Genomic DNA, 23,649 nt, shown 5'->3' on the forward strand with positions numbered 1-23,649 from the left:
GCATATGAGAGAAGATCGCCTCAGCCCCTTTCGCGACGCTCAGACCGACCGCTCGACCGCGAGCGAAGTGCCGGATACCCCGCAGACGCGGTCTTCGGCCTATCGCCTTGCCTTCGCTGATGATGACTTCCTGTGCCGGGATGAGCTGCGCCCCGTGCGGCTGCAACTGGAGCTGCTGAAGCCCGAGATGATCATGACCGAGCGTGAGATCACCTCGACCATCGTCATGTTCGGTGGCGCGCGCATTCCGGAACCCGCTCAGAAACACACGGCGCGGACCGAGACCTTGGCCGGGCTGTCGAAATACTACGATGAAGCGCGTGAGTTTGCGCGGCTGATGACCGAGAAGTCAAATCAGACAGGCTGCCGCGAAAATGTGATCGTCACCGGTGGCGGCCCCGGCGTGATGGAGGCGGGTAACCGTGGTGCACAGGATGCGGGCGGGTGTTCGATCGGCCTGAACATCGTGCTTCCGCACGAACAGGCTCCGAACCTATACGTGACGCCTGATCTCAGCTTCAATTTCCACTACTTCGCCATCCGCAAGATGCACTTCCTTATGCGCGCCCGCGCCATCACCATCTTCCCCGGTGGCTTCGGCACCATGGATGAGCTGTTCGAATCCCTGACCTTGATCCAGACCGGCCGCATGGATCGCGTCCCTTTCCTGCTGTTCGGGCGTGAGTTCTGGGAGAAGGTTATCAACTGGGAGGCTCTGGCTGATGCGGGCACCATCTCGGACGAGGATCTTGACCTGTTCCGCTTTGTCGACACTGCGCAAGAGGCAGTCGAGATCATCGAGAACTGGGAACCCGCGCCCCCACGCGATGAAATACCGGGGCGCTGAGCCATGAGCCCGAAGACCGGAGAAATGTTGCACCTGCGCGGGAATGCTCTGAACAAAGGCGAGCCTGTGGCCCTGCCGTTGACCCAAAGCAGCATGTACCATCTGCCCGGCGCGCCGGATGGGCATGCCAGCTATGGCCGGGTCGATAACCCGACCTGGGTGCATCTGGAACACGTTCTGTCGCATCTCGAAGATGCACCCTGCCTCAGCTTTCCTTCGGGTATGGGTGCGATTTCGGCGGCCTTGTTTGCGACGGTCCAAGCCGGGTCGCGGCTGCTGATCCCGTCCGACGGGTATTATGTGACGCGCCTTTTGGCTGATCGGTTCCTGTCAAATCTGGGCGTCTCGGTTATCGAACGCCCAACCACCGACTTTGCCGAAGGTGGCTTTGATGAAGTCGATGTTGTGTTTCTGGAAAGCCCCTCGAACCCCGGTCTGGACATGCTTGATCTGCGTGCAATTGCCGAGGCGGTGCGCGAGGCCGGCGGCATCACCATCGCCGACAACACTACGATGACCCCATTGGGCCAGCGCCCACTGGACCTTGGCGTCGATGTGGTTGTGAGTTCAGATACCAAAGCGATGGGTGGGCATTCGGACCTGTTGATGGGTCATTTAGCCAGCCGCGATCCGCAAATCATGGAGCGAATTGAGGAATGGCGCCGCGTCTCCGGTGCGATCCCGGGGCCACATGAAGCGTGGTTGCTACATCGGGGTTTGGAGACTCTGGATGTGCGGTTTGATCGGATGTGTAGCTCAGCACAAATACTGGCTGAACGGCTGGCGGCGCACCCGACCGTGAAACAGATCCGCTATCCCGGACTGACCGATGATCCGGCGCACACATTGGCGACGGCTCAAACCACGCGCTTCGGGTTTCTGCTAAGCATCACGCTTGAGACCGAGAACAAAGCCGAACAGTTCATCAACAGCTGCCCACTGCTGCGTCCGGCTACATCCTTCGGCGGCGTCCACAGTTCGGCCGAGCGGCGCGCCCGTTGGGGGGATGCTGTCGATCCTGCTTTCATCCGCCTGTCCGTGGGGTGCGAACCGGTGGACGAGTTGTGGCAGGCCATCGAGGCCAGTTTAGGCGCGATATGACTATTTCTTAGGGTCGCGCAGTTCGGGAAACACGTAGATCGGCAGCACAATACTGCCGATCAGAGCGCCCAACCATACCAGCAAGGTTGCGGCCAACAGATTTGAGATACCGCCAATGGTCAGACCGGATGTGATCAGATCGGTGACCAGAAGGCCAACAAAGGTTACGATCAAGGCAATTCCGCCCTTCAGCGCCGGCGCCTTCTTTTCCCCCAGCTTCAGGATCAGCGGTTCGGCTATCACCTGGACCAGGGTGAACACGACTACTACCACGATGAAGGAAATCGGTCGGATCGCAAACTCTGACAGCAGCAAACTGGCCAAAAGCAGCCCGATGGCGTTCCCAGCCAGCAATGCCAGCACCGATTTGAGCCTGCGCGTCATGGGGTGATCTCCGTCAATGATCAATCTGAAACATCTTAATATTAGCAGAGCTTGACAGATTTACGAGACAATTTAGCCGCCTCTTCTTTTTGACCTGTTGAAATCAATTGATAAAATACCTTCATCAAGGCCAAACCCCACATCGACGAGAGGCAAGATGAGCGACGATCCCTATTCCGTACTTGGCGTCGCCAAAGACGCTAGCGATGCCGAGATCAAGAAAGCCTATCGGAAGATCGCCAAAGAATGCCACCCGGACCTCAAGCCGGGCGATGCCGAGGCAGAGGCCAAGTTCAAAGCCGCTGCTGCTGCTTATGACCTGCTGAAAGACCCCGAGACGCGCAAACGCTACGACAATGGCGAAATTGATGCGTCGGGTCAGGAACGTCCGCAGCAGCAGTATTATCGCGAATATGCCGAGGCTGCTGGCAACCCTTATCGCGGTCACGCGGCTGAACAGGACGATATGTCCGACATCTTTGCCGAATTCATGCGCGGGCGGGGTGGATATGGACAGCGCACGCAGGAATTCCATGCACCGGGCCACAACCTGAACTACTCGCTGCAGATCAGCTTCCTGGATGCCGTTTTCGGAGCCAGCCAGAAATTGACCCTGCCAGATGGGAACCGGATTGAAGTGAAGATACCTGCGGGCATCACGACCGGGCAAACCATCCGCCTGCGTGGCAAAGGGGCCCCGGGGTACGGCGATGGGCCTCCCGGCGATGCGCTTGTGACGATCTCGGTTGCCGATCACCCGGTGTTCGACCGTCAAGGCGATGACATCCACATCACGCTGCCCATCACCATTGATGAGGCCGTTCTGGGTGGCAAGGTTCCCGCCCCTACCATCGACGGTGGCGTCAATGTCAGTGTCCCAGCGGGGACCAGCAGCGGCAAAACCCTGCGCCTGCGTGGCAAAGGGGTCAAGAAACGCGGCTCGTCCGAGCGGGGCGATCAGTTCATAGAACTGACCGTCGCAATGCCAGACAAGGTAGACGATGAATTGAAGCACTTCATGGAGACATGGCGCGAAACCCACGGCTATGATCCACGCAAAGGAATGCCGTCATGAGCCGCACATTGACCGAAGCCGAACTGATCGACGCCATCGCCCGCCTGACTTCGGATCGCCTGACCGAATATCTGGCCGCTGAGATCGTGATCCCCGAGCAATCGGAGCAAGGGCTGCGATATCAGCGTATCGACGTTGCTCGTCTGGAACTGGCATGCGAACTGCATGACCAGTACGACATGGAGGCCGATGCACTGTCGATGATGATCTCTCTGATCGACCAGATGCATGGGCTACGCGCCGAACTGCGCGAGGTTTTGAACGCGGTCGAGGCGCAACCGGAACCGGTTCGCCAACAACTGATCGAAGTGATCGGAACAGCGCGATTCCGTCGCAGTTAACGGGGTTTTGGGAGCCGGGATTTTGGCGTAGAAGGCGCCCTTGATCCTTAGCCCGGTATCCCCATGACCCAGTCCAGATCCGAATTGCTGATGCCTGCGGGCAATCTGCGTAAGTTGAAACTCGCTATCCTGTATGGCGCGGATGCGGTCTATCTGGGCACACCGGATATGTCGCTGCGCACTAAATCCGAGTTCTCGCTGGAAGAGGTGATCGAGGGGGTCGAGTTCTGCCACAACCATGGCCGGCGCGCGTACCTGACACTGAACCTGTTCTCGCACAATAAGGACATTCCGAAGCTCGATGAATACATCGACACCGTCCGCAAGGTGAAACCCGACGGGTTGATCATCGCTGATCCCGGCGTGTTCCAATACGTCCGCGAACGAGCGCCTGAATTGCCGCTTCATATCTCAACCCAGGCCAATATCTGTTCTTGGCTGTCGGTGAAGTTCTGGCAGGATCAGGGGGCTGAACTTGTGGTGCTGGCCCGCGAAGTCTCCTATCCCGAACTGGTCGAGATTCGCGAAAAATGCCCGGACATCAAGCTTGAGGCGTTTGTGCACGGGGCCATGTGCATGACCTATTCGGGCCGCTGCCTACTGTCGAACTTCATGGCCGAACGCGGGGCCAATCAGGGCAACTGCGCCAATTCCTGCCGCTGGAACTATGGTCTGAAACTGCGTCTGAAAGATGGAACGCATCAGGAGCTGCGCATTACCGATGAAAACGCCGACCTATTCGAATTCCTGCTGGAAGAAGGCTGTCGCCCCGGTGATTTGATGCCCATCGAAGAGGATGATCGGGGATCCTACATCCTCAATTCCCGCGACCTGTGCATCATGCCCAAGCTGGATGAATACTTGAAGATCGGTGTCGACAGTCTGAAAGTCGAAGGGCGCGGTAAATCGGAGTATTATGCCGCCATCGTCGCGCGCGCCTATCGTATGGCCATCGACGACTATCACGCCGATCCTGAGAACTGGGACCCGAAGCCCTATATGCGTGAACTCGAAACAGTCGGGAACCGCGGCTACACGCTGGCTTTCCACGAAGGCCGCCTGACCAATTATGCACATGATTACGAACACACAGCCTCGATTGCGCAGTGGGAATATGCCGGGATCGTCACCGAGGTAACTGAGGATGCCTTTCTGGTCGAGGTGAAAAACAAGCTGGAACCGGGGGATGTATTGGATTTCGTCTCTCCGATTTCGCGCGAGACGGTTCTGCTGCGGGTCTATGACTTTGAACGCGCTCATGATGGGGCGCGGCTGGACGTGGTGCACGGCAGTACCAAAACCATCATCCGCCTTCCCTTCACCCTGTTCGATCACGAGGATATCGACGATCTGCGCGCCCGCTTCCCGGTCTACTCCGTCCTGCGCAAAGAACGTGCCCTGACCGACGAACATTGGAGCCGCATCCGCTTTGACAAGCTGGTGCAGGGGCTGGAAACCTCAGGTCGCGACAACCCTAAGGCCTATACCCGCCGTCGTGACGAGCTGGTCGAGAAAATCGGCGAAGACGGCAATGAGCGCCGCTTCAAAACCAATCGTATCGGAACCGAGGGATGTTGCGGCAAAGGCTGCAACGGCTGTTTGATCTTCTGGCAGGATGAGAAATACGCGCTCGCCCGCGAGGTCCTATCCAAACGCAAACAGGGTGAGCAGCTGAGCCGTCAGGAAGCGACCGAGCTGAAGCTGCCTGACCCGGCGGCCTGAAGATCACTCTGCGACAAGATACTCTTCGGGTACGTAAAACGTATAGTCCCGGTCCGCGACGGCCTCGTGGCAGACATGGCAATAATCGACCTCTGACGCGCGAAAGCCCATCGTATCACCGAACAGCGAACCGTCCGGCATCACCATGATATAACGCCAGTCGGCTGTTTCCGGGTTGGTGCCTTCTGGCAGTTTCTCCATCACGAACAGGGCACCGGGATGGATATTGCCCTCATCTGTGACAGTCATACTGTCTTTGGCCAGGACCGAGCCTGCAGGCAGCTCTTCGCCTTCTTGCAATGTGCCGTAGTTGTGGGCCATGCGGTTCGCATAGCTGTTGACATAGCGCTGCCCATGCGTGGCCGAGATGTAGGGCGCATCGTTGAACAAAGGCCAGTTCTGATAGTTTCGGATCAAGTCCATCTGTGCCGCCGCATAACCCCGCGACATGCGTCGTATCAATGACTGATAGTGTTTCTGCGCTTGCTCCTTGGTCAGATCAGCTGGGTTTTCAATCGCCAAATGCGCATCCTGATCTTTGGTCTGAGCAGATGCCGCGTGGAGAACAAATCCCGAGATCGCCAGAACAGCCGCGATACCCAAGACTTGCCGGTGACTTACAATCATATTGTGGCCTCCCTGACTGATCAGTTCGCCTAAATGCCGCTTTGCTTCAGAAAAATGGTAGCGGCCTTAATTGGTGTTACCAGCACCGCCCCGGCAATCTCACCACCTTGTGTCTGTCGGTGAGTTCCCCATCCAGAGCGGGTCTGCGCCGAAGATACCAAATTTTGAACAAGGAAACAGCACTCAATTCATTAAGTTTTTCGCGTGAAGCCACGGCGCATGCCCTTAGCGGTTTAGCCCGGCTTCAGCCTCGATCTGCTTTCGCGATTTCCGGGCCCGTTCGGTGGCCGATTTTAACTGGCCACAGGCCGCCATGATATCCTCACCCCGCGTTTTGCGGATGGGTGAGGCATAGCCCGCCTGATAGATGATGTTCGCAAAGGCGCGGATACGATTGTTCGAGCTGCGCTTGTAGGGCGCGCCCGGCCATTCGTTGAACGGGATCAGGTTGATCTTGGCCGGGATGTTATGGCGCTTGATATGAGCGATCAGGCGATGCGCGTCTTCGTCGCTGTCGTTCACGCCATCCAGCATCACGTATTCGAACGTGATCCGTTCAGAATTCGACGCGTTGGGATAGCTGGCCAACGCCTGCAGCAGTTCCTCGATATTCCAGCGCTTGTTGATCGGAACAAGTACGTCGCGAGTTTCATCAGTGGTGGCGTGGAACGAGATCGCCAACAGGCATCCAATTTCTTCAGCCGTGCGCGCGATCTCGGGTACCACACCCGAGGTCGACAGCGTGATGCGGCGACGGGACAGAGAAATCCCCTCGGGGTCCATCGCGATCTTCATTGCGTCACGGACGTTTTCAAAGTTGTAAAGCGGCTCGCCCATACCCATCAGCACGATATTTGACAGCAGGCGTGTTTCATCTTTGGGCGCACCCGGTGTTGGCCATTCCTCAAGATCGTCACGCGCCATCATGACCTGCCCGACAATTTCGGCCGCTGTCAGGTTGCGCACCAATTTCTGCGTGCCCGTGTGGCAGAAGGAGCAGGTCAGAGTACAGCCCACCTGAGATGAAATGCATAGAGTTCCGCGATCATCTTCAGGGATATAGACAACCTCAACCTCATGCCCGCCCGCGATGCGGCACAGATACTTGCGGGTGCCGTCCTCTGAAACCTGACGGGTCACGACTTCGGGGATTTCGATTACGAACTGCTCGGCCAGTTGCGTGCGATAGGCCTTGGCCAGATTGGTCATCTCACCAAAATCACGCACACCCCATTGGTAGATCCATTGCCAAATCTGCCCCGTGCGCATCTTCGCCTGCTTTTCGGGCGTGCCGTGTTCAATTAGCGCCTCACGCAATCGATCGCGGGTCAAACCGACAAGGTTCATCTTACCCTCGGGCAGTTTGCGGGGGATGGTCATGACGTCTTGAGTGATCGGCGCTTTGGGCGACATTGGCGTATCTCGGTGGATTCTGGCTTGGGATGCGCCTCTATATAGGAACACACGTAAAGATCAAAAGAATTCGTGCTTCAATTTGCGTAACGCAACAATTCGTCAACTCGCGCCCGGCCAAGGTCAACCCGACAGGCTGTGATGGCGATCCCCGTACCCGATCCTCCGCCGAACGAAGCACCTACCGCTTCGCACTGCGCATCGCGATAGGCCACCCACGCGTTTTGCGAGGCCTCCAGCGCAGGCACTGCGACGACCCGTCCGGTGACCTCGTCCAGTTCTTGTGCGGAGCCAAGCGCCAGCGAATAGCTGGAGTCTATCGCAGCGTTTACCCGCAACTCCATATCCGAAACACAAGATCCAATTTCCACCTGCGAACCGGCGTCAATACACTCCATAGTTGGATCCGCACTTGCGGATATCGGAAACATCAAAAAAACAAACGCCCATCGCATCCATCAATCCTCCAGACAGAGATATCTGTCTATCACAGATCAAGATGCGCGCCCAATCAAGATGGGCCACTAAAGCAGAAACTTAAGCGGCCCATTGTTGTTAGTTTACTGCTGGCGGGATGTAGCAATCTTCTGCATCCAGGGTCTTTACGGGATCTTCCGGACCACATTGCTCACCCGTTATCGGATAGGTTTCCGATCCTTTCTCACAACCTGCAAGGATCACCGCAGACGCCATCAAGAGCACTGCCAGGTTTTTGCTTAAGTTCATTGCCGACTCCTCAACAAATTCTGAACTAATTAGTTCAGAAAACGGGGAAGCAGGCTTTGACACGGATCAAGAAACACCGCTCTACGTGGCGTAAATTTCTGAAAACACACAGGATCAGACCAAACAAATAAAACCCCGCCGGAAAGCGGGGTTTCGGAATTTGATCTGCTTGTGGCTTAGTTCGTGCAGCGCGTTTCCGCGTCTTCAATCGCGGCCGTAAAGCCCAGCAACGAGAAGGTGTCTTTGGTCTGCGTACCACGTTCCGAACGGGCGGTCAGCACCGCCTCACTTCCGCGCTTCATCGCTGTGACGATCTTGGCATCATCCGAGGCGGTCGCAGGCCATGCCCACTCACCATCGGTGAACAGCTCGAACTCGCTGCCATCGACAACCAAATTGACAGTAGAACCAGACGCAAACGGATAGCCGCCGGTAAAGGTCACCTGCCCTTTAACCTCGGCATTCGGGCGATAGAACACAAACAGCAGGATATCGCTGCGCCGAACGGAAACGACCCGGCCACCGCGTGTGTTCACGGTCTCTTTCGGGGCAGAAACGCTCCAGCATTCGGTTGGGTCGTCCTCGACAAACACGCTCCAGTCCGTTTTTGCAGCGACGCGATTGGTACTGGTCGCCTGCTGCGCAATTGCCGTTGTCGCCATTCCTGCCATGCACAGGCCCGCGATCACGCGGACGAGCTTTAATCCCATCGGTTCAGCCTCCTAGCCCGACCTATTACCTCATACCCATCGGAAATACGTGCGAACTCTGCCGGTTCGTCTGTTCAGTTGCGTATTCCGATGATTGTCGACATACACACACTAACGCAGGTTTCGCCACAGGCGAAAGGGCGATTGGCAGATTTTTGCGCATGATTGATGGGGTGGACATGACACAAGCCGTACCAATGACAGAACTCTGGCGCGGGTCACTGTTGGAAAGCCTGCATATGGGCCATGCAGTGATCTGTGTCGATAGTGGTCAGATCGTGCGCAGCTGGGGTGATCCAAACGCGGCGATCTATCCCCGTTCCTCGGCCAAAATGATCCAGGCCCTGCCGCTGATCACCTCGGGTGCGGCTGCAAAATACGGTTTGAACAGCGAGCATCTGGCCTTGGCCTGTGCTTCACATAACGGGGCGCATATCCATACTGACCGCGTGTCCGCATGGCTCGATCATCTCGGTCTGTCCGAGCCCGATCTGCGCTGCGGCCCACAGGAACCTGCCGACATGGCGGCCCGCGACGGGTTGATTCTTGCGGACGATACACCCTGCCAGATTCACAACAATTGCTCAGGCAAGCACTGCGGCTTCCTTACTTTGGCGCAGCATATGGGGGCCGGGCCGGAATACTTGGAAATAGATCATCCTGTTCAGCAGGCCTGCCTGTCTGCAATCGAAGAAACCACAAGCGAAACCAGTCCCACCTACGGAATCGACGGGTGCTCCGCCCCAAATTTTGCGACATCACTGGTAGGGCTTGCGCGATCAATGGCTTGGTTTGCCTCTGCCGCAGACCGTTCAGACCGCTCCAGCGAAGCAGCGGTGCAGCTCACAGAAGCGATGGTGAAACATCCCGAACTTGTCGCAGGTGAAACTCGCGCTTGTACCGAGTTGATGCGAGCGATGAACGGGCGCGTTGCAATCAAGACAGGGGCCGAGGCCGTCTTTGTTGCCATCATCCCTGAAAAGCGCATGGGCGTTGCGCTTAAAATCACTGACGGCACTACCCGCGCCAGCGAATGCGCCATTGCCGCGATTCTAGTGCATTTAGGTGTGCTAGAGGCCGATCACCCGGCCACTCGCAAATTCATGAATGCCACACAATACAGCCGTCGTGGGCTGGAATGCGGCGCTATCAAACCTGCACCGGGCTTCCCCGGCTGAGGATTACATCTCGATCTCGTGCACCTCGGCCACTTCGACCGAGCCCGAGCCATTCACGACCATCGGGCAGCCTTTGGCCATCTCGGTTGCAGTCTCAATGCTGTCGGCCTTCACCACCGTGAAACCTGAGGCCGGATTTGATCCGCCATTGTCTTCAACCCCTCCGCTGCTGACCGTGTAGGACTGGCCTACAGGATTTCCCGGAATCTCTAATGAGCCGCCGATTTCCTGAAACCAAGCGCCCCAAGCGGCCATGGTCGCCTCGATCTCGGCGGGATCGGTTGGGGTGTGACCCCCGTGATAAACAAACAAATATTGGGGCATATCGCTCCTCCCTGATGAAAACCTATTTGCAAAGTGCTTCGAGTTTGCGCAGCGACGATGTCCAGCCTTCGTTGTGGTTCGTGGCCGATTCGGCATCGACAAGTTCACGGTGATCAACCACCAGCCGTGATCCGCTGTTGGTCGCGGTAACCGAAAAGGTCACATGGCTTTCCGCACCGCGCTGGTCCTGATCGTCATGCCAAGCCCACGTAAATCCAACAGATTTTGGTCGATCGATATGGGTAACGTGACCCGAGACTTTGAACTGCTGACCCTCGCCATTCTGCATAACCGAATACCAGGGACCAATGCGCGAAAAGTCGAGATCATGTTCCGGTACATGCAACCCTTCGGGCCCCCACCACTGCAGAAGTTTCGCACCATCGCTGACCCATGCGAACAGGACCTCGGGACTAACGGGAAAATCTCGTTCCAGTTTCAGGTCGGCCATGAATTTTCCCTTTCAATAAGCTCTTCCAAACGGTCGAGGCTGCTTTCCCAGAAATGTCGTTTCGAAATCGTCCATTCGGCTATCGCGCGCAGACCCTCGGGCTGCACCGAGTACATCCGTTGCGTGCCGTGTACCCGCTGCTGCACCAACCCGGCCTCGCGCAAAACCTTCAAATGGCGCGAGATCGCGGCCCCTGACATGCCCTTGCCTTCTATCAAATTACCGACGGGCAGTTCGCCTTCGTCCATCAGTTGCTCGACAATCGAGAACCGAGTGGCATCAGACAAAGCGGAGAATGTGACCAGAAGCGTATTCATGGCTTTATTTAACACAATAGTTAAATTAAAGGAAGCCCCTTAGAGGCCTTGAAATTCTGACCTGCCATAGCCCTGCAGATACAACAACGCTGTCAGATCGCCGTGATTTATGCGGACATCACATTCGGCAGCGACCGAAGGCTTGGCGTGCAACGCGACACCCGTCCCCGCCCGACCCAACATTCCCAGATCATTCGCTCCATCGCCGACGGCAATCACGTCAACCTCGGAGATACCTAGGCGTGTTGTGATCTGCTCCAATGCCTCTATTTTGGCCTGTCGCCCAAGAATGGGCCGCTTCACGTCGCCGGTAAGCTTGCCATCCTCAGCCAGCAATGTATTCGCCCGGTTCTCATCAAACCCAAGCACTTCGGCGACCTTAGCCGTAAAAGCCGTGAACCCACCCGAGACCAGCGCTGCATAGACCCCATTCGCGCGCATCGTGGCAAGTAACGCCTTGCCGCCGGGCATCAGCGTGATCCGTTCATTCAGAACCTTGCCGATCACGCTTTCATCCAGCCCTTTCAACAAGCCCACACGCTCAGTCAGCGCACCTTCGAAATCCAGCTCGCCGTTCATTGCGCGCGCGGTGATGTCCTTGACCCGATCACCGACACCAGCCTCATCCGCCAGTTCATCGATGCATTCCTGTTGGATCATGGTGCTGTCCATATCGGCCAGCAGCATCTTTTTCCGGCGACCGTCGGCTTTTTGCACGACCAGGTCCACGCCCATCTGTTGCAACTCGCCCCAGACGTCCCAGCGATTGTCGGGAGTTTCTGGCAGGGAAAACTCGGCCGCCTCATCGAGGCTCAGCCAGTTCGCATCACCCCCGCCCCATGCATTCCGCAACGACTCAACCAGCGTCGCCTCTAAAGAAGGGGCCGCAGGGTTGGTCAGCAGAGTAGCTACATACATGTCAGGCCTCCGATTAGCGCACCTGCGGGATATCGCAGGTGCAGCATTTTCACCAGAGGCAGATTGATCTAACCGAGAATACCAGGCAGGCGCAGCCCATGTTCGCGAGCGCAGTCTTTCGCGATCTCATACCCCGCATCTGCGTGACGCCAGACGCCTGAGGCAGGGTCGTTCCACAGAACGCGCTCCAATCGCCGCGCGGCATCATCGGTCCCATCGGCGCAGATCACAACACCCGCGTGCTGACTAAAGCCCATGCCCACGCCGCCGCCATGATGCAGCGAGACCCAGGTCGCACCGCTGGCCGTATTGATCAGAGCGTTCAACAGCGGCCAATCCGACACTGCGTCCGAGCCGTCCAGCATCGCCTCGGTCTCGCGGTTCGGGCTGGCGACCGAGCCCGAGTCCAGATGGTCTCGGCCAATGACAACCGGCGCTTTCAACTCACCATTGGCCACCATTTCGTTGAACGCCAACCCAGCGCGATGACGATCGCCAAGGCCGATCCAGCATATACGTGCGGGCAGACCCTGAAACGCAATGCGTTCCTGCGCCATATCCAGCCAACGATGCAGGTGTCCGTTCTCGGGGAATAGCTCCTTCATCTTGGCGTCGGTCTTGTAGATATCCTCGGGGTCACCCGACAATGCACACCAGCGGAACGGGCCGATGCCCTTGCAGAACAGCGGCCGGATATAGGCGGGTACAAAGCCGGGGAAGGCAAAGGCATTCTCCAAGCCTTCATCCTGCGCCACCTGACGGATGTTGTTGCCGTAATCCAGCGTCGGAACGCCCGCGTTCCAGAAATCGACCATTGCAGCGACATGCTGTTTCATTGAGGCACGGGCGGCCTTTTCAACCGCTTTAGGATCAGTTTCGCGCTTGTCCTTCCACTGCGCCATGCTCCAGCCAATCGGCAGATACCCATTGATCGGGTCATGGGCGCTGGTTTGGTCAGTGACGATATCGGGGCGCATACCACCGGCCTGCATCCGCGCATAAATTTCGGGGAACACCTCAGCCGCATTGCCTAGCAGACCCACAGATTTCGCCTCGCCCGCCTTGGTCCAGCGGTCGATCATCTCAAGCGCTTCATCGAGAGTCTCGGCTTTTTCGTCCAGATACTTGGTGCGCAGGCGGAAATCGATAGAATCCGGATTGCACTCGACCGCCAAACAACTGGCCCCGGCGAACACTGCCGCCAGAGGCTGTGCGCCACCCATGCCGCCCAGACCGCCAGTCAGAATCCACTTGCCAGTCAAGTCGCCGCCATAGTGCTGACGGCCAGCCTCGGCAAAGGTTTCATAGGTGCCCTGTACGATGCCCTGCGTACCGATATAGATCCACGAACCGGCCGTCATCTGGCCGTACATCATCAGCCCCTTCTTATCGAGCTCGTTGAAGTGATCCCAATTGGCCCAATGAGGCACGATGTTTGAGTTGGCGATCAGAACCCGAGGCGCATCCTTATGGGTGCGGATGATCGCCACCGGTTTGCCCGACTGGACGATCAGGGTTTCATCCTCTTCCAGATCTTTCAGCCCCGCGACGATCCGGTCGAAATCGTTCCATGTCCGCGCCGCGCGACCGATGCCGCCATAAACCACGAGCTCGTGCGGGTTTTCGGCCACGTCCGGATGCAGGTTGTTCATCATCATCCGCAATGGTGCTTCGGTCACCCAGCTTTTTGCGTTCAGTTCGGGCCCGGTAGGCGGATAGATATCGCGGGTATTCTTGCGAGGATCGGTCATGTCAAAGCTCCAATGCGGTGTCTTGGATGGCGTCGAGAATATCCACCAACCAGCGACGCAGGCGCTTGGCTTTCGCCTGGTCAAACGCCCACGGAGGGGTTTCGGTGGACAGATAGGTAGATTGCGCCAGTTCCATCTGGATCGCGTGTTGGCCTTCATCAGGACGGCCATAGAATCGGGTCGTCCAACCCCCTCGGAATCGCCCGTTCAGGACGGTGCTGTAAGGGGAGGAATGCGAAAATTCATAGGCCGCGGCCTCAATGCCGTGGGCACAGGTCGCGCCACCATCGGTGCCGATGTTCATATCCGGCAGGGTGCCTTCAAAGAGGAACGGAATCTTGCTGCGGATCGAGTGGCAGTCAAACAGGATCGCAACCCCGTGTATTGCCCGCACCCTTTCAAGCTCTTGCTCAAGCGCGTTGTGGTAGGGCGCGTGGTAGGCGGTTCGACGTACCTCGATCTCATCGATTGAGGGCTCCTGACCCTCGGCCCAGATCGGCTGACCGTCAAAATCGGTCAACGGCACCAGAGTTGTTGTGTTCTGCCCAGGATACAATGATACACCCGCAGGGTCTCGATTAGCGTCAATGACATAGCGGTGGATATGGGATTGCACGACCGTCGCGTTGGCAACGAGCCCATCGTAGAGCTGATTGATATGCCAATCCGTATCCGCCAGAACCTGCCCATTCGCATTCAGTCGCGCGGCAATGTCGTCGGGCACATACGTGCCGCCATGCGGCTGCCCCAGCACGATGGGCCCATCGCCACGCTGAACACTGAAAACCTGCATCACGACAGCTCCGGCATGGGCATTGCAGCTGCCTGCAGAATAGTTCCGCTTTCGACTAGGGACTTCGCGGTTTCCAATTCGGGCGCCAGGTAGCGATCATCGCCAAGCGACGGGATATCGTCGCGCAAACGCCCAACCACGCTGGTCAGCGCTTTGCTGGTCGCAAGAGGTGCGCGGAACTCGATGCCTTGCGCGGCGCAGAGCAGTTCAATCCCCAGAATATAGTTCAAATTATCAACCATCCGGCCTAAACGCCGCGCCCCGTGCGCCGCCATCGAGACGTGGTCTTCTTGATTGGCCGATGTAGGTGTGCTGTCAGTCACACATGGGTTGGCCAGATGTTTGTTCTCGCTCATCAACGCAGCCGTCGTGACCTCGGCGATCATCAGACCCGAGTTCAGCCCCGGCTCGGGCGTCAGGAAGGGCGGCAGATCAAAGCTAAGCGCCGGGTCGACCATTAATGCGATCCGACGCTGTGCGATCGCCCCGATCTCTGACAGGGCCAAAGCAATCATATCGGCGGCAAAGCCTACCGGCTCGGCGTGGAAATTCCCGCCCGAGACAATTGCATCCGGATCGGTCAGAACCAGCGGATTATCAGTGGCCGCGTTGGCCTCAGTTACAAGAGTTGCGGACGCCTGCCGGATCACATCCATCGCTGCGCCGGTCACCTGTGGTTGGCAGCGGATGCAATATGGATCCTGCACTCGCGTATCCCCATCACGGTGACTTTCGCGGATCTCAGAGCCCTCCAGAGTGGCCCGCATCGCCGCCGCCGCTTCGATCTGCCCACGATGCCCGCGCAGCGCGTGAATCTCAGGTTGCAGAGGGGCGGTGGATCCCATGATCGCATCAGTTGAAGCCGCCGAAATCACCAGCGCATTTTGTGCTGAACGCCAACCTTCGAACAATCCGGCCAGAGCAAAGGCAGTCGAAAACTGCGTCCCGTTGATGAACGCAAGGCCCTCCTTTGGACCAAGTTGAATCGGCTCTAGCCCAGCTGTTTTCAGAGCCTCTGCACCCGGCATAACAACACCGTTCACCTCTGCCTCGCCCTCACCGATCACCACAGCGGTCATATGGGCCAGTGGCGCAAGATCGCCAGACGCGCCGACCGAACCCTGTGCCGGGATCACAGGTGTCACACCACACGCCAGCATCTGTTGCAGCAATTCGACAAGTTCCCAGCGGACACCCGAAGCACCTCGGCCGAATGACAGCAACTTCAGTGACATCATCAGCCGCGCCAGACGACGCGGCACTGCCGGACCCACCCCGCAACAATGGCTGAGGATCAGGTTGCGCTGCAGGGTTGAGGTATCTTTGGCCGCAATCTTGTGACTCGCCAGTTTGCCAAAGCCGGTGTTGACGCCATAGACGGGCTCGCTTCCTTCGGCAGCCTGCGCAATGCGTGCAGCAGCGACCTCAACCTTGGGTCGGCAGGCGACGTCAAGCGAAATGGCGGCTTCGGTCCAGTAGATCTGAGCAAGCTGATCCAGCGAAACCTGACCAGGGACAAGCAACAGAGGTGTCATTCCAGACCTCCAAAAATACGTTTATGCAGAGGGTTGAAACCGATGCGATAGGACAGTTCTGCAGGGTGAGAAGCATCCCAGACGGCCAGATCAGCGCGCAATCCGGGCGCGATCACGCCGGTATCATCCAGACCCAAAGCGCGGGCCGCGACGCGGGTAACACCTGCCAATGCTTCCTCAGGCGTCATGCGAAACAAAGTACACCCCATGTTCATTGTTAGCAGCAGAGAAGTCAGGGGTGAGGACCCCGGATTGCAATCGGTCGCCAGTGCCATGGGAACATTCTTCTGGCGCAACAATTCAATCGGCGGAGCTTGCGTTTCATGCAGCGTATAAAACGCGCCGGGCAGCAGGACCGCGACCGTTCCGGCCCCAGCCATGGCGGTAACGCCGTCGGCGTCCAGATATTCGATATGATCAGCGGATAGCGCTCCGTAAGCTGCCGCCAGCTTAGCCCCACCTAAATTTGAAAGCTGTTCAGCATGCAGCTTCACCGGTAAGCCAAGCTCTTGCGCGACAACAAAAACCCGTTCGATCTGTGTGGGATCAAATGCAATGCCTTCGCAGAACCCATCCACCGCGTCCACCAGCCCTTCGGCATGGGCCGCGCGCAGTGTCGGAATGCAGACCTCGTCAATATAGGCGTCATCCCGACCCGCATATTCTGGCGGAACGGCATGTGCGCCAAGAAAACTGGTGTTGACCCGAATAGGGCGCTCCCGCGCAATAAGGCGCGCCGCGCGCAACATACGCAGTTCGGTTTCAGTATCGAGCCCATAACCCGACTTCACCTCGATGCAGGACACACCTTCGGCCAGCAATGCGTCCACGCGCGAAAGCGCGCCTGCAAGCAGCTCTTCTTCTGTTGCTGCCCGCGTGCCGTTTACGGTCGACAGGATGCCTCCACCCGCGCGAGCAATTTCTTCGTAGGTCGCGCCCTTCAGGCGCATTTCGAACTCAACCGCGCGGTTGCCGCCAAACACAACATGAGTATGAGCATCAATCAGAGCGGGCGTGATCAAGCGGTCACCATAGTCGTTCTGCGGCCACTCGGCATATGACGGCGGCATTGCAGACCGAGCGCCAACCCAAACGATTTCCGACCCATCGATGGCAATCGCACCATCCTCGATCATCCCATAGGGTTGGTCGCCCCCCATGGTGGCTACATGTTTGCTACGAAGAACAGTTTTTTTCGTCATGGCGATTCTTTTGGGCTCCCCCTGCGCTTGTTTTTTTCGTATACGGCTAAAAATATAAAGTCTACACAAAATGGAATTACGATGACGGTTCATGCCAAAACGGCCCTGTTAGGCTCTGAGTGGGTGCACAACCTACGAGTCGAAATCGAGGACGGTCGGATCGCTGCGCTGAAATCAGGGACCGAGCCAAAACCCGAAGACACTCGGGTCGACGTGTTGCTGCCCGCTTTGGCGAACCTGCACTGCCATGCCTTTCAACGCGCCATGGCGGGCATGACTGAAACGCGCGTAGCAGGGCGCGAAAGCTTCTGGACCTGGCGTACCTTGATGTACCGATTTCTGGACCGCCTCACTCCTGCACAGATCGAGTCCATTGCTGCATTGGTCTATATGGAGATGCAGGAAGCCGGGTATGCTGCGGTCGGGGAATTCCACTACGTCCACCACCAACCCGGCGGCACGCCTTATGCGCAGTTGTCTGAGCTGAGTCAGCGCATCTTCTCGGCAGTCAGCCAAACCGGGATTGGATTGACACATCTACCGGTGCTCTACACCTATGGCGGCGTCGCGCAAGAGCCTCTGACCGGTGGACAATTGCGGTTCGGCAATGATGTGGAAAGGTTCCTGCAGCTTGTCGAGGACTGTAAGCCGCTGATGCCTTATGCAGACAGCCAGATCGGCATCGCGCCGCACTCTCTGCGTGCGACCTCGCCTGATGATCTACGGCAAGTGCTGAACGCTACCCCGCGAGGCCCGGTGCACATCCACATCTCTGAACAAGAGAAGGAGGTCACGGATGTAGAAGCCGCTCTGGGTCAGCGACCGGTAGATTGGCTGCTGAGCAACGTGGATGTGAACGAACGATGGTGCCTGATCCATGCCACTCATATGACAGACGATGAAACCCGCGCTCTTGCCCGATCCGGGGCTGTGGCCGGTCTGTGCCCGATCACAGAGGCCAATCTGGGGGATGGTATTTTCAATGGTGCCGTCTACATCGAGCAGAGCGGTGCCTTTGGTGTCGGTTCAGACTCGAATGTGCGCATTTCAATGCCCGAGGAATTGCGTACGCTGGAGTATTCTCAACGTCTGCGCGACAAGGCCCGCACTGTGCTGGTACGTGGCGAAGGCTCGGTCGGTCAAACGCTGTATACCGGAGCCGCCCGCGGTGGCGCACAGGCGCTGGGGCGCGACGCCGGAGAGATCGCAATAGGTCATCTGGCCGATCTGGTTGCGATCGATCGAAGTCACCCCACCCTGTGTACTTTGCGCGACGATCAATTGATTGACGGCCTGAGCTTTGCCGCGCCTGACGGAACAGTGACCGACCTTTGGTCTGCCGGGCGACATCAGGTGCGCGGCGGGCGGCATATCGCCCGCGATGCGATCCTGAACAATTATCGTGCCGCGATGAATGACCTTTTGGAAGACATCTGAACTGATATGACCCAAACCAGCGACACAACCAGCTACAAAGACATTAAGCAAACCGTCCTGCGCCGCATCCGCTCGGGCGAATTGCAGCCCGACGCTCTGCTTCCCAATGAGCAAGAATTAGCGGTCGAGTTTTCGTGCACCCGCACCACAGTCAACAGAGCACTGCGGGAACTGGCGGATGAAGGGTTTCTTGAACGGCGCCGAAAGGCAGGCACCCGGGTCCTTAGCGCACCGCAGCGACAGGCGCGCTTCACAATTCCTCTGGTCCGAGATGAAATCGAAGCGGCGGGCGGAACCTATCGCTACGCTCTTGTGTCATGTGAAACGCAGATCGCCCCAGACTGGCTGGCGGCCCGGTTGGCCCTACGTGCTGATCAAAGTGTGATGCACGTGCGATGCATGCATTTCTCCGGCAATTCACCTTTTCAGTTCGAAGACCGCTGGATCGTGATAGACAGCGTACCTCAGGTCACGCAGGCAGATTTCTCTAGCGTCGGACCCAATGACTGGCTGGTGCAAACTGTCCCGTTCACCAATGTCGAGTTGACCTTTCTGGCCAGCCGCGCCGATACCACTTTGGCCGGTTTTCTGGATGTTCCCGAGGGTGAACCCGTTTTTACTGCCGAGCGTATCACATGGCTGCAGGGTCAGCCGGTAACGTTTGCCAAAATGTATTTTGCAGCCGGATATCGGATGACAACCGAGTTCTGATTGTCCGGGCTTTACGCTTCCCCAATTCCACGACAGATTTGCTGCAGAATGTGCGCGTCTGCTGGAAAGGATATCGGGATGGGCAACCCGCTTTATGATCGTTTGCTGGGCATCCATGCAGGCAAGGATACGCCATTTTTGCACCTTCCGGATGGTCAGACTTTGACCCATGCCGCGTTTCTGGACACGGCGGCCCGTCTGGCCAACACCATGACAGGACTGGAAATGGAACCGGGCGACCGCGTGGCGGTGCAGGTGGAGAAATCCGTTGAGGCACTGGCGCTTTATGCCGCCTGTGTCCAAGCGGGGCTGATCTTTCTACCTCTCAATACGGGCTATACGACGCAAGAGCTAAGCTATTTCATCGAAAACAGCGGAGCCTCACTGGTGGTGTGCGATGAGGCAAACGAGGCAGGGCTTGCCGAGATCGTGCAAAAGAACAATGCCCGGCTTGAAACGCTGAACGCCGACGGTTCAGGCAGCCTGATGCGACGCGCCCTAGGCATGCTTCCGGCCTTTCAGCCGGCCCACCGATCAGAAGATGATCTGGCTGCGTTTCTATATACTTCAGGCACGACGGGGCGTTCGAAAGGGGCAATGCTGACGCAGGCGAATCTGCTGTCGAACGCGGAGACCCTTGTGCAGGAATGGCGATTCACAGATGATGACGTGCTGTTGCACGCGCTGCCGATCTTTCACACGCATGGACTGTTTGTTGCGACAAATGTCGTACTCGCATCGGGCGGGTCGATGATATTTCTGCCGAAGTTCGACCTGGAAGATATGTTACGCCTGATGCCACAGGCAACGGCGATGATGGGGGTGCCGACGTTTTACACCCGCCTGCTAAGCGACGACCGCTTCGCCCAAGATCTGACTCAGGATATGCGGCTGTTCATCTCAGGTTCAGCGCCTTTGCTGGCAGATACCCACGTTGAATTTGAAGACCGTACAGGTCATCGCATTCTGGAACGCTATGGCATGACCGAGACGAACATGAACACTTCTAACCCCTATGACGGCGAACGCCGGGCGGGAACGGTCGGGTTTCCCCTGCCGGATGTTGAACTGAAGGTCACAGACCCCAAAACAGGTCAAACCCTAGCAGATGGTGAGATCGGCATCATCGAGGTGCGCGGTCCCAATGTGTTTCAGGGCTACTGGCAAATGCCCGACAAAACCGCCGCAGAACTGCGTGAAGACGGGTTCTTCATCACTGGCGATCTGGGTCGGATCGACGAGGACGGCTATGTCCATATCGTCGGGCGCGAGAAAGACCTGATCATCTCGGGCGGGTATAATATCTACCCCAAAGAGATCGAGCTGCTGCTAGACGAGCAACCCGGCGTGCTGGAAAGCGCGGTAATTGGCGTCCCGCATCCGGATTTCGGAGAAACCCCGGTTGGCATTCTGGTTCCTGCCCCCTGTCACACGCCAGATATCGAGGCCATCATGGGTGCGGTTCGGGACGCGCTCGCCAGGTTCAAACATCCCCGCCAGTTGATCTTGCTGGACGAGCTCCCCCGCAACACAATGGGCAAGGTGCAAAAGAACATCCTGCGTGACCGCTGCAAAGACCTTTTCACCAAGACCTGATATTCAAGGCAAAAGCGCAACGCGACCCTTGTCCGTCAACAACCAGCAATCCTGTCCTTCGAACACCGCAACGCCAACCGGGCGGCCATACCCTGCGCCGCTATCCAGGTTGATGCGATTGCCGTAATGCGTTGATTGATCCACCGGCGTATGCCCATGGACGATCAGTTTCGGATGCGGACCTCGGTGGTTGTGAAAGGTTTGCCTGATCCAGACCAGATCATTTTCCCGTTGTTCGTTCAGCGGAATACCGGGCCGAATGCCCGCATGGACAAAAGCAATCTCGCGCGTTTGATGCATGGCGATGAGCCCTTGCAGAAATATCCGATGCGCATCGGGAACCGCACCCCGCGCTGTTGAATGTAGATCCTCGAGCCGTGTCTGCTGATCGAAGAACACGCCATAGCTTTGTAGTGTTTCGACACCACCCAACCGCTCGTGCAGCCAATGATACCCGACCAACATATGCGGATCGTGACGCGGGACATCTTCGAGGAACCATGAAAACATCCGGTCATGGTTGCCCAGCAGAGTGATCCACCGCTTGCCCGCATCGCGACCAGCGATCAGCCGATCCAGAACGCCCCGGCTGTCGGGGCCCCGATCAACGTAATCGCCCAGATACACGATCTCGGCATCGGGGCCGCCATCGCGTTCGATCAGCGCCAAGGAGCGCTCGAACTCATCCACGCGGCCGTGCAAATCTCCAATTGCGTAGATCGGATTGGTCATCAGCTTCCCCTCGGGCAATGGTGATTGCCGCACTTCTGGCGCAAAATCAGCACTTTGAAAAGGCGATGCCCACGCTTTGGACAAGCGCGGGCATCAATCTGTCACAGAAGTTCAACAGCGACCGTCAGGCCACGTCAAACTCCAACGGTTTGATCTGAGTAAACAGACCTGTCTCGGCGAGTTTGGCACGCGCCTCGGCTGGTACCGGTTCATCAACATAAAGCAACGCAATCGCCTCACCGCCGGCTTCGGATCGTCCAAGAGTAAAGTTCGCGATGTTCACATCGTTCTCGCCCATGGTCTGTCCTAAAGCACCAATGATGCCCGGCACGTCTTCGTTAGTCGTATAGAGCATATGCGCCCCGATCTCGGCATCGATATTGATGCCTTTGATCTGAATAAACCGCGGCTTGCCGTCACTGAACACCGTGCCACCGATTGAGCGTTCACGCTTTTCAGTCACCACAGTGACCTTGATATAGCCTTCGAACGCACCGGATTTGTCCTGATTGGTCGTCGATATCTGGATGCCACGCTCTCTCGCGACAACCGGGGCCGAGACCATGTTCACCTCGGGATTGAATTTCTTCATGATCCCGGCAACGACCGAACAATTCAACGCAGCCAGGTTCATGTTCGCAGCGACACCGTCATAGAGGATGTTGATTGCCTTGATCGGCTCATCCGTCATCTGACCAATGAAGCTGCCCAGATGCCCGGCCAGCTTGATCCACGGCCCCATGACCTTGGCCTCCTCTGCCGTCACACTGGGCATGTTCAGTGCGTTCTCGACCGCTCCGGTCAGCAGGTAATTCGAGATCTGCTCGGCCACTTGCAGCGCCACGTTCTCCTGCGCCTCAGTCGTGGCCGCACCCAAGTGCGGTGTGCAAACCACATTGGGTAGGTTGAACAGGGCGTTCTCCTTGGCCGGTTCCTCACTGAACACGTCAAAGGCCGCACCGGCGACATGACCCGATTGCAACGCCTCGGCCAGCGCGTCCTCGTCGACCAGACCGCCACGGGCGCAGTTGACAATGCGCACGCCTTTCTTGGTCTTGGCCAGATTCTTACGGCTGAGGATATTGCGCGTCTGATCGGTCAGCGGCACGTGCAGAGTGATAAAGTCAGCGCGGGCCAGAAGCTCGTCCAGTTCGACCTTTTCCACACCCATCTGCGCGGCTTTCTCTTCGCCAAGGTAGGGATCATAGGCGACGACCTTCATCTTCAGACCCAAAGCACGCTCGCATACGATGCCACCAATGTTGCCCGCGCCGATCACGCCCAGGGTCTTGTTGGTCAGCTCAATCCCCATGAACTTGGACTTTTCCCACTTACCCGCATGGGTCGAGGTGCTGGCTTCGGGGATCTGCCGCGCCACGGCAAACATCATCGCTATGGCATGCTCGGCGGTGGTGATCATGTTACCGAACGGTGTGTTCATCACGATCACGCCTTTTTTCGAGGCCGCATCCTTGTCGATATTGTCGGTGCCGATCCCGGCACGACCAATGACTTTTAACTTGTCTGCCTTCTCCAGAATGGTTGGCGTGACTTTGGTGGCAGAACGGATGGCGAGGCCGTCATACTGACCGATCACCTCGGCCAGCTTGTCTTTGTCCTTTCCCAGATCGGGCATGAAATCCACGTCGATGCCACGGTCGCGGAAGATTTGAACGGCGGTTTCGCTCAGCTTGTCAGAGACGAGTACTTTGGGAGCCATATTTTTGGTCCTTGAACATTGTGGAAGGTCCGGGCCGG

General features: G+C 57.5%; 25 protein-coding genes. 9 read left to right on the plus strand and 16 right to left on the minus strand.

Annotated features, from left to right (window positions below):
* Window positions 1-4: 4 nt before the first annotated feature.
* Window positions 5-847 (plus strand): LOG family protein, encoded by an 843-nt coding sequence (locus ACR0NE_RS00840; RefSeq protein ID WP_170399048.1) that lies wholly within the window; start codon window positions 5-7, stop codon window positions 845-847.
* Window positions 848-850: 3 nt separating this feature from the next.
* Entirely contained in the window at window positions 851-1,948 is a 1,098-nt protein-coding gene (locus ACR0NE_RS00845) for a cystathionine gamma-lyase (protein ID WP_170596746.1), read from the plus strand.
* On the opposite strand, the gene ACR0NE_RS00850 is transcribed toward ACR0NE_RS00845, so the two are convergent.
* Window positions 1,949-2,332, minus strand: a complete 384-nt coding sequence (locus tag ACR0NE_RS00850; protein WP_170399056.1) for a hypothetical protein — start codon at window positions 2,330-2,332, stop codon at window positions 1,949-1,951.
* Between the two features lie 157 nt (window positions 2,333-2,489).
* Between ACR0NE_RS00850 and ACR0NE_RS00855 the strand changes: the two genes are divergently transcribed.
* The 3 genes from ACR0NE_RS00855 to ACR0NE_RS00865 all read left to right on the plus strand — a co-directional run bounded on the left by ACR0NE_RS00855 (window position 2,490) and on the right by ACR0NE_RS00865 (window position 5,470).
* Complete coding sequence (locus ACR0NE_RS00855) at window positions 2,490-3,407, plus strand: DnaJ C-terminal domain-containing protein (protein WP_170399059.1); 918 nt, start codon at window positions 2,490-2,492, stop codon at window positions 3,405-3,407.
* Window positions 3,404-3,748, plus strand: a complete 345-nt coding sequence (locus ACR0NE_RS00860) for a hypothetical protein (RefSeq protein ID WP_170406831.1) — start codon at window positions 3,404-3,406, stop codon at window positions 3,746-3,748. The genes ACR0NE_RS00855 and ACR0NE_RS00860 overlap by 4 nt, the downstream gene beginning before the upstream one ends.
* A 63-nt stretch (window positions 3,749-3,811) precedes the next feature.
* The gene (locus ACR0NE_RS00865; protein WP_170596744.1) at window positions 3,812-5,470 is read left to right on the plus strand and encodes a U32 family peptidase; all 1,659 of its coding nucleotides are present in this window, start codon (window positions 3,812-3,814) and stop codon (window positions 5,468-5,470) included.
* 3 nt (window positions 5,471-5,473) lie between these two features.
* Here the strand turns inward: ACR0NE_RS00865 and ACR0NE_RS00870 are convergent, their stop codons facing one another.
* From ACR0NE_RS00870 to ACR0NE_RS00890, 5 genes are all read right to left on the minus strand, one after another.
* Window positions 5,474-6,097: a cytochrome P460 family protein gene (locus tag ACR0NE_RS00870; protein ID WP_170399068.1), complete on the minus strand. Its 624-nt coding sequence runs from the start codon at window positions 6,095-6,097 to the stop codon at window positions 5,474-5,476.
* Window positions 6,098-6,322: 225 nt separating this feature from the next.
* A complete protein-coding gene (rlmN, locus tag ACR0NE_RS00875; RefSeq protein ID WP_170406840.1) occupies window positions 6,323-7,510 on the minus strand; it encodes a dual-specificity RNA methyltransferase RlmN in 1,188 nt (395 codons plus the stop codon).
* 77 nt (window positions 7,511-7,587) lie between these two features.
* Window positions 7,588-7,908 carry a lysozyme inhibitor LprI family protein gene (locus tag ACR0NE_RS00880; RefSeq protein WP_480438911.1) on the minus strand — a complete coding sequence of 107 codons (321 nt, stop codon included), beginning with the start codon at window positions 7,906-7,908 and terminating at the stop codon, window positions 7,588-7,590.
* A 157-nt stretch (window positions 7,909-8,065) separates the two neighbouring features.
* Window positions 8,066-8,236, minus strand: a complete 171-nt coding sequence (locus tag ACR0NE_RS00885) for a hypothetical protein (protein ID WP_170399076.1) — start codon at window positions 8,234-8,236, stop codon at window positions 8,066-8,068.
* A gap of 176 nt (window positions 8,237-8,412) precedes the next feature.
* Window positions 8,413-8,946, minus strand: a complete 534-nt coding sequence (locus ACR0NE_RS00890) for an invasion associated locus B family protein (RefSeq protein ID WP_170399079.1) — start codon at window positions 8,944-8,946, stop codon at window positions 8,413-8,415.
* 179 nt (window positions 8,947-9,125) lie between these two features.
* On the opposite strand from ACR0NE_RS00890, the gene ACR0NE_RS00895 reads away from it, so the two are divergent.
* Window positions 9,126-10,124 carry an asparaginase gene (locus tag ACR0NE_RS00895; protein ID WP_170596740.1) on the plus strand — a complete coding sequence of 333 codons (999 nt, stop codon included), beginning with the start codon at window positions 9,126-9,128 and terminating at the stop codon, window positions 10,122-10,124.
* Between the two features lie 3 nt (window positions 10,125-10,127).
* Here ACR0NE_RS00895 and ACR0NE_RS00900 read toward each other — a convergent pair whose 3' ends face one another.
* From ACR0NE_RS00900 to hutI, 8 genes are all read right to left on the minus strand, one after another.
* Window positions 10,128-10,448 carry a YciI family protein gene (locus tag ACR0NE_RS00900; protein WP_170406852.1) on the minus strand — a complete coding sequence of 107 codons (321 nt, stop codon included), beginning with the start codon at window positions 10,446-10,448 and terminating at the stop codon, window positions 10,128-10,130.
* A gap of 22 nt (window positions 10,449-10,470) precedes the next feature.
* Window positions 10,471-10,899, minus strand: coding sequence for an SRPBCC family protein (locus ACR0NE_RS00905; RefSeq protein WP_170399086.1), 429 nt, complete (start codon window positions 10,897-10,899; stop codon window positions 10,471-10,473).
* Window positions 10,887-11,216, minus strand: a complete 330-nt coding sequence (locus tag ACR0NE_RS00910; protein ID WP_170399088.1) for a metalloregulator ArsR/SmtB family transcription factor — start codon at window positions 11,214-11,216, stop codon at window positions 10,887-10,889. Before ACR0NE_RS00910 ends, ACR0NE_RS00905 begins: the two co-directional genes overlap by 13 nt.
* 39 nt (window positions 11,217-11,255) lie before the next feature.
* Complete coding sequence (gene serB / locus ACR0NE_RS00915; RefSeq protein WP_170596738.1) at window positions 11,256-12,134, minus strand: phosphoserine phosphatase SerB; 879 nt, start codon at window positions 12,132-12,134, stop codon at window positions 11,256-11,258.
* 68 nt (window positions 12,135-12,202) lie between these two features.
* Window positions 12,203-13,885 carry a urocanate hydratase gene (gene hutU, locus ACR0NE_RS00920; protein ID WP_170596736.1) on the minus strand — a complete coding sequence of 561 codons (1,683 nt, stop codon included), beginning with the start codon at window positions 13,883-13,885 and terminating at the stop codon, window positions 12,203-12,205.
* 1 nt (window position 13,886) lies between these two features.
* Window positions 13,887-14,678: an N-formylglutamate deformylase gene (gene hutG / locus ACR0NE_RS00925; protein WP_170596734.1), complete on the minus strand. Its 792-nt coding sequence runs from the start codon at window positions 14,676-14,678 to the stop codon at window positions 13,887-13,889.
* Entirely contained in the window at window positions 14,678-16,213 is a 1,536-nt protein-coding gene (gene hutH, locus ACR0NE_RS00930) for a histidine ammonia-lyase (RefSeq protein ID WP_170596732.1), read from the minus strand. The genes hutG and hutH overlap by 1 nt, the downstream gene beginning before the upstream one ends.
* Window positions 16,210-17,415 carry an imidazolonepropionase gene (hutI, locus tag ACR0NE_RS00935; RefSeq protein WP_170596730.1) on the minus strand — a complete coding sequence of 402 codons (1,206 nt, stop codon included), beginning with the start codon at window positions 17,413-17,415 and terminating at the stop codon, window positions 16,210-16,212. Before hutI ends, hutH begins: the two co-directional genes overlap by 4 nt.
* An 81-nt stretch (window positions 17,416-17,496) precedes the next feature.
* Here hutI and ACR0NE_RS00940 point away from each other — a divergent pair, with 81 nt between their 5' ends.
* From ACR0NE_RS00940 to ACR0NE_RS00950, 3 genes are all read left to right on the plus strand, one after another.
* On the plus strand, window positions 17,497-18,852 hold the full coding sequence (locus tag ACR0NE_RS00940; protein ID WP_170596728.1) for a formimidoylglutamate deiminase: 1,356 nt from the start codon (window positions 17,497-17,499) through the stop codon (window positions 18,850-18,852).
* A 6-nt stretch (window positions 18,853-18,858) separates the two neighbouring features.
* Window positions 18,859-19,563: a GntR family transcriptional regulator gene (locus tag ACR0NE_RS00945; protein WP_170399103.1), complete on the plus strand. Its 705-nt coding sequence runs from the start codon at window positions 18,859-18,861 to the stop codon at window positions 19,561-19,563.
* A 78-nt stretch (window positions 19,564-19,641) separates the two neighbouring features.
* Window positions 19,642-21,159: a malonate--CoA ligase gene (locus tag ACR0NE_RS00950; RefSeq protein WP_170596726.1), complete on the plus strand. Its 1,518-nt coding sequence runs from the start codon at window positions 19,642-19,644 to the stop codon at window positions 21,157-21,159.
* Between the two features lie 3 nt (window positions 21,160-21,162).
* Here the strand turns inward: ACR0NE_RS00950 and ACR0NE_RS00955 are convergent, their stop codons facing one another.
* Window positions 21,163-21,891 carry a metallophosphoesterase family protein gene (locus ACR0NE_RS00955; protein WP_170596724.1) on the minus strand — a complete coding sequence of 243 codons (729 nt, stop codon included), beginning with the start codon at window positions 21,889-21,891 and terminating at the stop codon, window positions 21,163-21,165.
* Window positions 21,892-22,015: 124 nt separating this feature from the next.
* Window positions 22,016-23,611, minus strand: coding sequence for a phosphoglycerate dehydrogenase (serA, locus tag ACR0NE_RS00960; protein ID WP_170596722.1), 1,596 nt, complete (start codon window positions 23,609-23,611; stop codon window positions 22,016-22,018).
* Between the last annotated feature and the right edge of the window lie 38 nt (window positions 23,612-23,649).

This window comes from Ruegeria sp. C9 (assembly GCF_056537585.1).

What these genes read in the sequence shown, in the direction of transcription:
- ACR0NE_RS00900 (WP_170406852.1), bottom strand. Translation starts at nt 10,448, where the DNA reads ATGCCCCAATATTTGTTTGTTTATCACGGGGGTCACACCCCAACCGAT.
- ACR0NE_RS00905 (WP_170399086.1), bottom strand. Translation starts at nt 10,899, where the DNA reads ATGGCCGACCTGAAACTGGAACGAGATTTTCCCGTTAGTCCCGAGGTC.
- ACR0NE_RS00950 (WP_170596726.1), top strand. Translation starts at nt 19,642, where the DNA reads ATGGGCAACCCGCTTTATGATCGTTTGCTGGGCATCCATGCAGGCAAG.
- ACR0NE_RS00895 (WP_170596740.1), top strand. Translation starts at nt 9,126, where the DNA reads ATGACACAAGCCGTACCAATGACAGAACTCTGGCGCGGGTCACTGTTG.
- ACR0NE_RS00955 (WP_170596724.1), bottom strand. Translation starts at nt 21,891, where the DNA reads ATGACCAATCCGATCTACGCAATTGGAGATTTGCACGGCCGCGTGGAT.
- ACR0NE_RS00865 (WP_170596744.1), top strand. Translation starts at nt 3,812, where the DNA reads ATGACCCAGTCCAGATCCGAATTGCTGATGCCTGCGGGCAATCTGCGT.
- hutH (WP_170596732.1), bottom strand. Translation starts at nt 16,213, where the DNA reads ATGACACCTCTGTTGCTTGTCCCTGGTCAGGTTTCGCTGGATCAGCTT.
- rlmN (WP_170406840.1), bottom strand. Translation starts at nt 7,510, where the DNA reads ATGTCGCCCAAAGCGCCGATCACTCAAGACGTCATGACCATCCCCCGC.
- hutI (WP_170596730.1), bottom strand. Translation starts at nt 17,415, where the DNA reads ATGACGAAAAAAACTGTTCTTCGTAGCAAACATGTAGCCACCATGGGG.
- ACR0NE_RS00945 (WP_170399103.1), top strand. Translation starts at nt 18,859, where the DNA reads ATGACCCAAACCAGCGACACAACCAGCTACAAAGACATTAAGCAAACC.
- ACR0NE_RS00850 (WP_170399056.1), bottom strand. Translation starts at nt 2,332, where the DNA reads ATGACGCGCAGGCTCAAATCGGTGCTGGCATTGCTGGCTGGGAACGCC.
- ACR0NE_RS00845 (WP_170596746.1), top strand. Translation starts at nt 851, where the DNA reads ATGAGCCCGAAGACCGGAGAAATGTTGCACCTGCGCGGGAATGCTCTG.
- hutU (WP_170596736.1), bottom strand. Translation starts at nt 13,885, where the DNA reads ATGACCGATCCTCGCAAGAATACCCGCGATATCTATCCGCCTACCGGG.
- ACR0NE_RS00885 (WP_170399076.1), bottom strand. Translation starts at nt 8,236, where the DNA reads ATGAACTTAAGCAAAAACCTGGCAGTGCTCTTGATGGCGTCTGCGGTG.
- ACR0NE_RS00840 (WP_170399048.1), top strand. Translation starts at nt 5, where the DNA reads ATGAGAGAAGATCGCCTCAGCCCCTTTCGCGACGCTCAGACCGACCGC.
- ACR0NE_RS00890 (WP_170399079.1), bottom strand. Translation starts at nt 8,946, where the DNA reads ATGGGATTAAAGCTCGTCCGCGTGATCGCGGGCCTGTGCATGGCAGGA.
- hutG (WP_170596734.1), bottom strand. Translation starts at nt 14,678, where the DNA reads ATGCAGGTTTTCAGTGTTCAGCGTGGCGATGGGCCCATCGTGCTGGGG.
- ACR0NE_RS00860 (WP_170406831.1), top strand. Translation starts at nt 3,404, where the DNA reads ATGAGCCGCACATTGACCGAAGCCGAACTGATCGACGCCATCGCCCGC.
- ACR0NE_RS00880 (WP_480438911.1), bottom strand. Translation starts at nt 7,908, where the DNA reads ATGGAGTGTATTGACGCCGGTTCGCAGGTGGAAATTGGATCTTGTGTT.
- serB (WP_170596738.1), bottom strand. Translation starts at nt 12,134, where the DNA reads ATGTATGTAGCTACTCTGCTGACCAACCCTGCGGCCCCTTCTTTAGAG.
- serA (WP_170596722.1), bottom strand. Translation starts at nt 23,611, where the DNA reads ATGGCTCCCAAAGTACTCGTCTCTGACAAGCTGAGCGAAACCGCCGTT.
- ACR0NE_RS00870 (WP_170399068.1), bottom strand. Translation starts at nt 6,097, where the DNA reads ATGATTGTAAGTCACCGGCAAGTCTTGGGTATCGCGGCTGTTCTGGCG.
- ACR0NE_RS00940 (WP_170596728.1), top strand. Translation starts at nt 17,497, where the DNA reads ATGACGGTTCATGCCAAAACGGCCCTGTTAGGCTCTGAGTGGGTGCAC.
- ACR0NE_RS00855 (WP_170399059.1), top strand. Translation starts at nt 2,490, where the DNA reads ATGAGCGACGATCCCTATTCCGTACTTGGCGTCGCCAAAGACGCTAGC.
- ACR0NE_RS00910 (WP_170399088.1), bottom strand. Translation starts at nt 11,216, where the DNA reads ATGAATACGCTTCTGGTCACATTCTCCGCTTTGTCTGATGCCACTCGG.